The sequence below is a fragment of the Streptomyces sp. NPDC103540 genome (genome assembly GCF_055584445.1).
In genome coordinates this window covers 1-10,576 of the sequence record NZ_JBVJMA010000038.1, presented here as the reverse complement: position 1 = coordinate 10,576, position 10,576 = coordinate 1, and the positions used below count along the sequence as shown (strand labels likewise).

At 73.7% G+C, this 10,576-nt stretch carries 6 protein-coding genes; 4 read left to right on the top strand and 2 right to left on the bottom strand.

Going from position 1 to position 10,576, the window contains the following annotated elements; all coding sequences use genetic code 11:
* The first annotated feature begins 327 nt into the window (after positions 1-327).
* Entirely contained in the window at positions 328-879 is a 552-nt protein-coding gene (locus ACZ6ZI_RS40125) for an excalibur calcium-binding domain-containing protein (RefSeq protein WP_469530073.1), read from the top strand.
* Between the two features lie 38 nt (positions 880-917).
* Here ACZ6ZI_RS40125 and ACZ6ZI_RS40120 read toward each other — a convergent pair whose 3' ends face one another.
* Entirely contained in the window at positions 918-2,588 is a 1,671-nt protein-coding gene (locus ACZ6ZI_RS40120; RefSeq protein ID WP_469530071.1) for an oleate hydratase, read from the bottom strand.
* A gap of 174 nt (positions 2,589-2,762) precedes the next feature.
* Here ACZ6ZI_RS40120 and ACZ6ZI_RS40115 point away from each other — a divergent pair, with 174 nt between their 5' ends.
* Positions 2,763-5,753: an NACHT domain-containing protein gene (locus ACZ6ZI_RS40115; RefSeq protein WP_469530069.1), complete on the top strand. Its 2,991-nt coding sequence runs from the start codon at positions 2,763-2,765 to the stop codon at positions 5,751-5,753.
* Here the strand turns inward: ACZ6ZI_RS40115 and ACZ6ZI_RS40110 are convergent.
* On the bottom strand, positions 5,742-7,508 hold the full coding sequence (locus ACZ6ZI_RS40110) for a helix-turn-helix domain-containing protein (protein ID WP_469530067.1): 1,767 nt from the start codon (positions 7,506-7,508) through the stop codon (positions 5,742-5,744). The two genes, ACZ6ZI_RS40115 and ACZ6ZI_RS40110, sit on opposite strands and share 12 nt — an antisense overlap.
* A gap of 103 nt (positions 7,509-7,611) precedes the next feature.
* Here ACZ6ZI_RS40110 and lysA point away from each other — a divergent pair, with 103 nt between their 5' ends.
* Complete coding sequence (gene lysA, locus ACZ6ZI_RS40105) at positions 7,612-8,931, top strand: diaminopimelate decarboxylase (RefSeq protein WP_469530065.1); 1,320 nt, start codon at positions 7,612-7,614, stop codon at positions 8,929-8,931.
* Between the two features lie 114 nt (positions 8,932-9,045).
* A complete protein-coding gene (gene rocD / locus ACZ6ZI_RS40100) occupies positions 9,046-10,272 on the top strand; it encodes an ornithine--oxo-acid transaminase (protein WP_469530074.1) in 1,227 nt (408 codons plus the stop codon).
* The last annotated feature ends 304 nt before the right edge of the window (positions 10,273-10,576 follow it).

Below are 10,576 nucleotides of genomic sequence, written 5' to 3'. Positions count from 1 at the left end.
GCAGGCCAACCACTGGTACTAGGCCGCCCCGGGCGACAGCCCCCAGCCACACGCGAAAGACGCCCGACCGGGACACCCCGGCCGGGCGTCTTTCGCGTTCGATCAAACTTCAAATACTGCTCGATGGGTGCTTGGCATGTATTGACAGGGTGTTGCAAGGTGAGCGTTGATCACCGGGTTGATCCCACCCGGTGACCGTCGGTCATGTTCGTCGCTCACCTCACACCCGCTCGGAGAGCCGTGTACCCGTCCCCGCACTCGTACCCCCCTGCCCAGCCGCCCGTCAGACGCTGGTGGCAGCATCCCGCGCTGATCATCGCGATGCTGGTGGTCATACCCCCGGTCGGCATCGCCCTCGCGTGGGCCGGGCCGTGGGACAAGCCCAAGAAGATCATCGCGACCGTCCTCGCGGGCATCTGGTTCTTCGTGCCCTTCCTGACCGACGGCGGGAAGAAGGGCGCCGAGGACGGCCGTGACGGCAAGCCGGCCGTCACGCAGAGCAGCCCCGCGCCTTCGCCGACCTCCGCGGAACCGACTCCTTCGACGAGCCCCACGCCGCTGGAGACCCCCACGGCGATCACGACCCCCTCCGCCGCGGCCACGCCCACGCGCAAGGCGACCCCCACGCCCGCCCCGGCCAGGACCACGCAGGGTCCGAAGCCGCCCACCAGCGGGAACGACACGAGCGGCGGCTCCTCCACCACGTCCGGCGGATCCTCCTCGGGAGGGTCGTCCACCACCTCCGGCGGTGGCGGCAGCGTCTCGTACAAGAACTGTGACGCCGTCCGCGCCGCCGGCGCGGCGCCCATCCGTCGGGGGGACCCGGGCTACGGCAAGCACCTCGACAAGGACGGGGACGGCGTCGCCTGCGAGCGGTGACGCGCCCGCCCCGCACGCGCTGAGCGGGCGTCGCCCGCTCAGCGGCGGTGCAGGGTGTGCAGGGCTTCGAGCAGGACCCGCGGATCGTGGCCGCCCTTGTGGACCGGCGGCGGTTGCCGGTCCAGGCGCAGCAGCCGGGCCACGGCGGTCCAGGCGGTGCGCACCGAGTACTCGACGGTGAACACCACGTCGTCGGGGACCTCGGCGTACTGGCCGATGAAGGCCAGGTTGGTGGATCCGGGCGGCACCACCTCGGGCCGGTCGCCGGCCTTGCGGACCAGGAACTGGCTGGTGATGTACGGCATCAGGGCCGGCCGTACGATCGAGGACTCCAGGATCTGCTCGCCCTGCGCGAGACGCAGGTGCCCGAGCACCTCGGTGAGGATCTCGCGGCCGGTGCACGCGGCCATCGTCTTGCCCACGTGATCGCCCGGCCTGTCCGGGAAGAGGGCGTAACCCCACCACACGTAGGTGCCTTCGGGCTGGTCGTGGAAGTGCGGCTGGTGGTTGAGGACGATGGTCAGCAGCCAGGCGGAGTCCTTGAAGGTGATCAGTCCGCCCTTGCCGGCCTCGCTGCCGGAGAACTCCTCCATGGCCTTGAAGAAGGTCGGGTCCTGGGTGGTCACGGTGAAGGACCCCCAGGTGGAGTCCGCGACCGAGGAGTCGAAGACCGAGGGGTCGCCCAGGTGGGGCCGCTTGGCCGCCAGGGTCCGCCACAGTTGCCACGACGCGTCCGGGGCGCCGGTGTCGAGCACGGCGGGTGTGTCGGTGGTGCCGAGGGTGGAATTCGCGGTCATCGAACCGTTGGTGACGAACACCAGGTCCTCGGGTCCGACGGGGATCCGCGAGCCGGCACCGTCACGGGCGAGGGTGAGGGAGGTCGCGGTGATGCCGTCTCCATCGGCGAACTCCACGTCGGTGACCGTGGTGTTCGTCTCGATGACCACGCCCTGGTCCCGCAGCCACGCCCGGAGCGGGCGCACGATCGAGTCGTACTGGTTGAAACGGGTGCGGTAGATGCCCGACATGGTGTCGAAGGTCTTGAAGAGGTGCACGAACCGGTTGAGGTAACGCCGGAACTCGATCGCCGAATGCCAGGGCTCGAAGGCGAAGGTCGTGCACCACATGTACCAGAAGGGGGTGGTGAAGAACTCCGGGGTGAAACAGTCGGAGATCCGCTTGCCGTCCAGGCGCGACTCGGGCAGGGCCGCGCACGTGACCAGGTCGAGCCGGTCGCGCTCCGAGAACCCCATGGAACGCGTGTCGACCCGTCGGCCCCCGGCGTCGACGAGGCGGGCCCGGTCGTTCCAGGCGAAGTCCTTGTGGAAGGCGAAGGTGTCCTCGGTGACCGAGGTGCCCGGCGCGTCCAGGGAGGGGATCGAGCGCAGCAGGTCGTAGGTGCACTCGAAGTGCAGCTCGAACATCCGCCCGCCCCGCATGGTGTACCCGGTCTCCGGGTCGCCCGCCGCGTCCAGACTGCCGCCGGTCCGGTCCTGGGCTTCGAAGAGCGTGATGTCCCCACCCGCGAACCCGCCTTCCCGGATCAGCAGCGCCGCCGCCGACAGGGAGGCGATACCCGAACCCACGAGATAGGCCTTGGCCACGACGGTTCTCCGCTCGTCCGACGGCCGCGCCGCCCCCGGACGGGCCGCGCGCACACCCGGCCAGCCCACCACCCCCCGCGGGACCCCGCAATCCGGACGCGCCATCGGAGCCGGCCGCGCGGTACGGCGACAGCGACCGGTACCGGTACCGGTACCGGTACCGGCTGCGGCGAACGGCACCCCCGCCCCGCGCCGCTGTGTCAGAGTGCGGTGGGCGCGGGCGTCGCGGGCAACACCCGCGGGGGCATCGAGGGCACGGGGTACAGGGGGCGCGGGGGCATGGCGGGACCACGGGGGCTGCTGTCCTTCTCCGACGCGTTGACGCTGCTGGGCACCGACCCGCCCGCCGTCGCCGCGCTGGACCGGGCGCTCGGCGGGGCGCTGAACCTCGCCACCGGCGGCGCCGGCGAGGGAATCCTGCGGATGGCCGACGCACGCGGGAGCGTGCTGTCGCTCGGCCGTGGCGCCGTGCACGGCATCGGCCGCAGCCTCGGGCGTGCGCAGGGCCGAGCCGAGCGCACCGAACTGCTGCACGCCGCCCACACCGTCATCGTCGTCCTCGCCTGGTTCCAGGCCCTGGAGGAACGCCGCCTGCCGGTCGCCCTCGACGACCTTCAGCTGACCCGCGCCGAACAGCTCGCCCTCGCGGGAGCCTCCCCGGCCACCGGGCGCGGAGCCGCGTTCGCCCGCTCGCTCGCCGCCGTCGACGCGCCGGTCCCCGCACCCCACCAGCCCCACGAAGCGGTCACCGACCGGCTGGGCCACTGGTACGAGGGCCTGTCCGAACGGTTCCTCGACTTCGCCGAGGGGCTGCGCGTCTGGAGCGCGCGCACGGACGCCGAACGCGCCGAGGCCCGCCGGGCGCTGCGCACCGACCTGCCCCGCGAGGCCGTGCGGGAGTACGAGACGCTGTACGCGCGACTCGCCCAGGAGGCGCCGGAGTTCGGGTTCTGGACCACGCAGGTCGAGCACCGGGCCACCCGGGCGGAGGTGCGCCGCTCCCTCGCCGGGATCACCGAACTGCTCGCCGGCCTGCCGGGCACGGCACTCCCCGCGACCGACGTCGCCCTCGCCCTCGCCCGCGCCGCCGAGGCCGTCCTGGCCCGGCCCGTCCTGGACGCCTCGTCCGGCCCCGAGGGCGTCCGCGTCCCGACGCTGCGCGAGATCTACCTCGACCCGGACTTCCGGGTGCGCGAGGTGTCGGGCGGCGGAGCCCCGGCCACCGAGGCCTGGTGGCAGGAGGCCCCCGTGCGCCGGGACCTCACCGCCTACCTCGCGGGGGCGCTGACGTCCGCGGCATCGGCCGAGGCCCCGGTCCTCGTGCTCGGCCAGCCGGGCGCGGGCAAGTCCGTCCTCACCCGGGTCCTGGCCGCACGACTGCCCTCCGCCGGCTTCCTGCCCGTACGGGTGCCGCTGCGCGACGTGCGCACCGAGGACGACCTCCAGACCCAGATCGAGCAGGCGGTGCGGACCGCGACCGGGGAGCGCGCCGCCTGGCCGGACCTGGTCCGCTCGGCCGGCGGCCTCGTCCCCGTCCTGCTCCTCGACGGCTTCGACGAACTGTTGCAGACCACCGGAGTCCACCACAGCGACTTCCTCACGCGGGTCGCCCGCTTCCAACGGCGCGAGGCGGAACAGCATCGCACCGTCCGCGCCCTCGTCACCAGCCGCATCGCCGTCGCCGACCGGGCCCGCTACCCCGAGGGCCTCGTCGCCCTGCGCCTCGAACCGTTCCACCCCGACCAGATACGTCGCTGGCTCGCCGTGTGGAACGAGCGCAACGCCGACCTCTTCGCCTCCCGGGGCCTGCGACCGCTGACCTGGGAGGCGGTCGAGCGGCACCGGGCGCTGGCCGCGCAACCGCTGCTGCTGACCATGCTGGCGCTCTACGACGCCGGTGACAACGCCCTCCACCGGGACGGCGACGGCCCCCTCGACGAGGCCGAACTGTACGAGGAGCTGCTCGTCACCTTCGCCCGCCGCGAGATCGACAAGACCGGCCCCCACCACACCACCGCGTTCGACGACGAGGCCCGGGAACGCGCCGAACTCGAACTGCAACGCCTCTCCCTGGTCGCCTTCGCCGTGCACAACCGTCGACGGCAGTGGGTCTCGGCAGCCGAACTCGACGAGGACCTCGCGGCCCTCCTCGGCCGCACCGCCGTCGAGGCCTCCGGGTTCCGCACCCCGCTCGGCGCCGGAGAGGTGGCACTCGGCCGCTTCTTCTTCGTCCAGCGATCCCAGTCGGTGCGCGACGGCCACGTGCTCGCCACGTACGAGTTCCTGCACGCCACCTTCGGCGAGTACCTGGTCGTACGCCTCGCCCTGCACGTGCTCACCGGTCTCCTGGCACACCGCCCGACCCTGGCCGCCGCCGAGAGCAGCGTCGACGACGACCTCGCCTACACCCTCCTGTCGTACGCGCCGCTGTCCTCCCGCCAGATGATGCGCTTCGCCGGCCACATGGTGGGCCGGATCCCCGCCCCCGAGCGGCGACGACTGGCCCGCCTGCTCATCGACGTCCTGGAACAGCACGGGCGGCGCACCCACGAACCGCACCGCTCCTACCGGCCCACCCGCTTCCCCGCCTCCCCGGGACTGCGGACCTCGGCCCGCCACGGCGTCTACGGGGCCAACCTGGTCCTCGTCGTCCTGCTGCTGAAGGGCAGCGCCACCGCGCGCGAGCTGTTCCCCTCGTGGAACGACCACGGCGGCGCCTGGCACCGCCACGCGCTCCTGTGGCGCTCCTCCTTCGACGAGGAACAGTGGACCGACTTCGCGCTGTCCCTCACGGTGCGGCGCACCTGGGGCGAACGGGGCAGGGAACTGGAGATCGGCCTGCGGACCGCCTCCTCCCCGGAACCGCCGGCCCTGGAACCGCCCGAGCCCGCGGACATGAACTGGCTGTACCGCTACCCCCGGGGCAACGACGGCCCGGGCTGGTCCCGCACCTACTGGGAAGAGCTCCGCCACAAGCTGGACGTCTCCGCGGGCACCAACGACGGTGTGGTGCGCCACGCCATGGACCCGGTCTTCGCCCGGCTCGGGCCGGCCGTCACCACCTTCCTCACCTCCCCGGACGGGCCGGCCACCTCCCTGGCGCACGACGTGCTGGAACTGCTGCTCGGCGCCGGCGAGCTGTCGCCCGAAGAGGAGGGGGCGCTGCGCGCGCGGGTCCTGCGCGGCCTCGACGGCGTTCCCCCCGAGGTGCGGGCCCGCATCGCGCGCGTCCTGAGGTGGGAGGACGGGCCGCCGGCGTCAGGGGCGTGAGCGATCGCCGGAGCGGTGGCCCCGAGGAGCCGGGAGCGGTCGGGTCGACCGCCTGAGTTCCAGCCAGGCGGCCAGCCGCACATCGGGATCGTCGAGGTCGAGGTCGAACAGCTCCCTGGCGCGCCGCAGCCGGTGGCGCAGCGTGTTCGGGTGCACCCGCAGCCGGTCGGCGGCCGTCGCGATGTCGCCGAGCCCGTCCAGCCAGGCCGTGATCGAGGCCGCGTACGCGGTGCCGTGCGCCGCGTCGTGCGCGACCAGCTCGTCGATCCCGGCCGTGCGCAGCCACGGATCACGCCGCAGCTCGTCACCGATCCGGTCGAGCAGGATCCGGTGGCGGACCTGCCCGAGCGTGGCCGGCGGGCTCCCGGCGGGCGCGTCCACCGTGGCCCGCAGGATCGCCTCGGTCTCCCCGCGCAGGGAGAGCGCGGCGGACGCGTCCTGCCCCGAGCGGCTCACGGCGGCCCGCACCGCGGGCGAGACCGCGCGCCGCACCGCGGCGAGCGCGGCCTCGGCGAACCGGCGCCCGTCCGCGTCCCGCGTCGAGTGCGGCAGCAGGACGAAGACCACCCCGGCCGTCGTCGCGACGGTGGCGTCCGGGCGGTGGGCCGCCGCGTGCCGCGCCACCTCGGACTCCGCGTGTTCGAGGACCGTCGCCGAGGCGGCGGCCGACCCCGCGGCCGACCCCGCGTACGCCTCCCCGTTCGCCGGGGCCGAACCGGGCGGGGCCGAACCGGGTGGGGCCGAACCGGGTGGGGCCGAACCGGGCGGGGTCGTACCGGGCGGGGCGAAGCCCAGCAGCCGGAAGGGAACCCCGCCGCCGACCCCGAGGAGCGCGCGGGACTCCCGGGGCGCCGTACCCGACTCCAACAGCGTCAGGAGCGTCTCGCGGCGCAGCCGCCGGTTGGCCTCCGGCAGGTTCAGCAGCCTCAGCAGGTGCGGGGCGACGAGCCGCGCGGTCTCGGTGAGGACCGCCAGACCCTCTTCGGAGATCCCCTCCTCCGGTTCGATCACCCACAACGTGCCCAACGGCAGCGTCCCGGCCCGCACCGCCACGGCGGCCCGCGGCAGTTCCGCGCCGATGGCCGGGAAGCGCACCACCTCCTGGGAGGACAGCACCCGCTGGTACTGCCGCGGTTGCTCGGGCAGGTCCGGCCAGTTCTCCACGCGGCGCGAGAGGATGCCCCGCTCGCGGGGCGCGTCGATGCGGACGCCCGGGACGCTCGAATAGGCGACGACCCGCCGCGCCAGGTCCTCCACCACGGCCGCACCCCCCACCACCGCGGCCAGATGGTCCGTGAGGGCGTACAACTCGCCCCCCATCGGCACCGCCCCGAGCAGGGACGTCGTACCGGCGCCGGTGAGCGCGCAGCTCAGCACGGCGTCGACGTTGCGCCACGGCAGGTCGTCCTCGGCGGCCAGCACGGCCACACCGTGCCGCTCGGCCTCGGCCACGAACGGCCCGATGTCGCGTCCGCGACGCTTCACCACGACGACCGTGCAGCCCCGGGCGGCGGCGAAGCCCGGCAGCGTCAGCGCACCCGGATCGCCGGGATCGACCCCGACCAGCAGGAGGAGCCCGCCGGGGGAGTCCGCGACCCGATCACCGGCGTCGTGGATGACCGTGCCCCGCACGGGCACGCCCAGACCGTCCGGGGCGGCGAGCAGCCGGATCCCCGCGGGGCCGGCGCCGTCCAGCACCCCGCCCAGGGTGGCGGCCCCGTCGGACGGCGTGGAGGCCGTTGGGAGATCGGACAACGGGAGCCGCCTTTCGTAGGCCGATCGGCAGCGGCGCTCGCGCCGAGGCGTTGCCAGGATAGCCACCGGAGATCACCCGCCGAACCGAACGGAAACCCGTCCCATGATCCTCGACCGCACCGGGGCACCCACCGGCCGCGCCCTGTTGGACCTCTTCCCAGACGGCTCCGACCTGGACGAACACGGCCACCTCCAGGTCGGCGGGTGCCGCCTGGCCGACCTCGCCGAGCGGTTCGGCACCCCCGCTCTCGTGGTCGACGAAGAAGCCCTGCGCGGTCGGGCGAGGGCCTACCGCCGCGCGCTCGACGAGCATTGGCCGAACAGCCAAGCCGTCTTCGCCTCCAAGTCCTTCCCCTGCACCGAAGTGGTCCGCACGCTGGTGGAGGAAGGCCTCGGCGTCGACGTCGCCGGAGGCGGTGAACTCGTCACCGCCCTGGCCGCCGGAGCCGACCCCGCGCACATCGTCATGCACGGCAACGCCAAGACCGACGAGGAACTCGCCATGGCCGTCGCGGCCGGCGTCGGCACCGTGGTCGTCGACAACCTGCGCGACCTGGAACGGCTGGAGGCACTGGTCACCCACGGACGACAGGCCGTGCTGCTGCGCGTCGTCCCCGAGGTCGACGCCGACACCCACGCCGCCATGCTGACCGGACACCGCGGTTCCAAGTTCGGCCTGACGGGCCCACAGGCCGCGGAGGCCGCGGCCCGCATCCGCCGCGGTTCCCGGCTGCGCCTCGACGGACTGCACGTACACGTCGGATCCCAGCTCATGGACCTCACCCCCTTCAGGCGGGCCGTCGAGGCCGTCTCCGACCTCCCCGGGCTCGGCCGCCACGGCGTCTACGACCTCGGCGGCGGGCTGGGCGTGCGCTACACCCACACCGACCGGCCGCCGACGATCGAGGAGTACGTCAGGACCCTCGCCGACGCCGCGCGCGAACTCCTGCCCGCCGATGCCCGGATCATCGTCGAACCCGGGCGCTCGCTCGTCGCACCGACCGCCGTGACCCTCTACCGCGTGGTCACGGTCAAGCCGGGCGAACGCCCGCTGGTCGCGGTCGACGGAGGCATGGCCGACAACCTGGAACCGATGCTGTACGGCCAGCGGTTCGAGGCCACCGTCGTGGACCGGGTCGGGGGAGGGGAGGGCTGCGACCTGGTCGGCCGGCACTGCGAATCGGGCGACACCCTCATCCGCGACGTCCCGTTGCGCTCCCCGCGCGCCGGCGACGTCGTCGCCGTGCCCGTGACCGGCGCCTACTGCCACTCCCTGGCCAACAACTACAACGGCGCGCGCAGGCCCGCCGTCGTCTTCTGCCGGGACGGCCGGGCACGGGAGGCGGTCCGCCGCGAGACCTACGCGGACCTGCTGCGCCGCGACACCGGCGCCGTCCACCCCCGCGCCCTGCCCTTCCTGTAGCCGCCCCTCCTGCCGATCGGAGTCGTCATGTCCACCTCCGCCCACGCGGCCACCACCCCCACGAACACCACGCCCGAGCCCGCGACGCCCGAGCCCGCGACACCCGAGTCCCCGATGCCCGCGACGCCCGGCTCCGCGACCGGCCGCGCCGTGGCGGCCGCCGAAGCCCACAGCGCGCACAACTACCACCCCCTCCCGGTGGTCATCGCCTCCGCCGAGGGAGCCTGGACCACCGACATCGAGGGCCACCGCCGGCTCGACCTGCTCGCCGGGTACTCGGCCCTGAACTTCGGCCACCGCAACCCCCGTCTGATCGCCGCCGCGAAGGCGCAGCTCGACCGCCTCACCCTGACCTCCCGCGCCTTCCACCACGACCGGTTCGCCGAGTTCTGCGCCCGGCTCGCCGAGCTGTGCGGGATGGAGGTCGTCCTCCCGATGAACACGGGCGCCGAAGCCGTCGAGACCGCCGTCAAGGTCGCCCGGAAATGGGGCTACCGGGTCAAGGGCGTGCGCCCCGACCACGCCCGGATCGTCGTCGCAGCCGGCAACTTCCACGGCCGCACCACGACCGTCGTCTCCTTCTCCGGCGACCCCGAGGCCCGCGCCGACTTCGGCCCCTTCACCCCGGGCTTCGACATCGTCCCCTTCGGGGACGCCGCCGCGCTGGAGGCGGCCCTCACCGACGACACCGTCGCCGTCCTGATCGAACCGATCCAGGGCGAGGCCGGCGTACGGGTCCCGCCCCCCGGCTACCTCACCCGCGTCCGGGAACTCACCGCGGAGCGCGGCGTCCTCCTCGTCGCCGACGAGATCCAGTCCGGGCTCGCGCGCACGGGCCGCACCTTCGCCTGCGAGCACGAGGGGGTCACCCCGGACGTGTACCTGCTCGGCAAGGCGCTCGGCGGGGGACTCGTCCCCGTGTCGGCCGTTGTCTCCTCGCAGGCCGTACTGGGCGTCCTGCGCCCCGGACAGCACGGCTCCACCTTCGGCGGAAACCCGCTGGCCTGCGCCGTCGCCCTCGAAGTCGTCGACATGCTGGGCACCGGCGAGTTCCAGGAACGGTCCGCGCGCCTGGGAGCCCGACTGCACGGCCGACTCGACGAGCTCACCGCGGCGGGTCTGATCGAGGGCAGCCGCGGCCGGGGCCTGTGGGCCGGCGTGGACGTTCCGCCGCGCCACGGCAGCGGCGGTGAGATCGCGCGCCGGCTGCTCCGGAGCGGCGTCCTGGTGAAGGAGACCCACGGCAGCACGATCCGACTGGCGCCGCCCCTGGTCATCGAGGAGGCCGACCTGGACTGGGGCCTCGACCGCCTCGCGGAGGTCTTGGCGCGTCCGGCCTGACCGTCTCGGAAGCCAAGGCGCGGAGCCCTCGAAACCGTCGATCCCGAGGTGATTCCGCCACCGGACCTACCGCAGAAATGGGTATGAAGGGTGACTTTCCGTAAGGAAACCGCCGTGTCGGGGTGACTCGCCCCATAGGACCCACGTCACATACGAAGCGGGATCGTAGGCCCCGCGCGCCGCGATCCCGCCCCTTCGCCCCTGTTCGCCGGGCCCGGTGTGTGGGGGTGGGGTAGTAGTGGGGGTCGTTGCCGGCGGGTCGGGGGGTCGGTAGAACTGGATGAGTCGCAAGGCGGCGGGGTCG

Coding starts and splice junctions, on each gene's coding strand:
- rocD (WP_469530074.1), top strand. CDS start 9,046: ATGCCCGCGACGCCCGGCTCCGCGACCGGCCGCGCCGTGGCGGCCGCC.
- ACZ6ZI_RS40120 (WP_469530071.1), bottom strand. CDS start 2,588: ATGGCGCGTCCGGATTGCGGGGTCCCGCGGGGGGTGGTGGGCTGGCCG.
- lysA (WP_469530065.1), top strand. CDS start 7,612: ATGATCCTCGACCGCACCGGGGCACCCACCGGCCGCGCCCTGTTGGAC.
- ACZ6ZI_RS40115 (WP_469530069.1), top strand. CDS start 2,763: ATGGCGGGACCACGGGGGCTGCTGTCCTTCTCCGACGCGTTGACGCTG.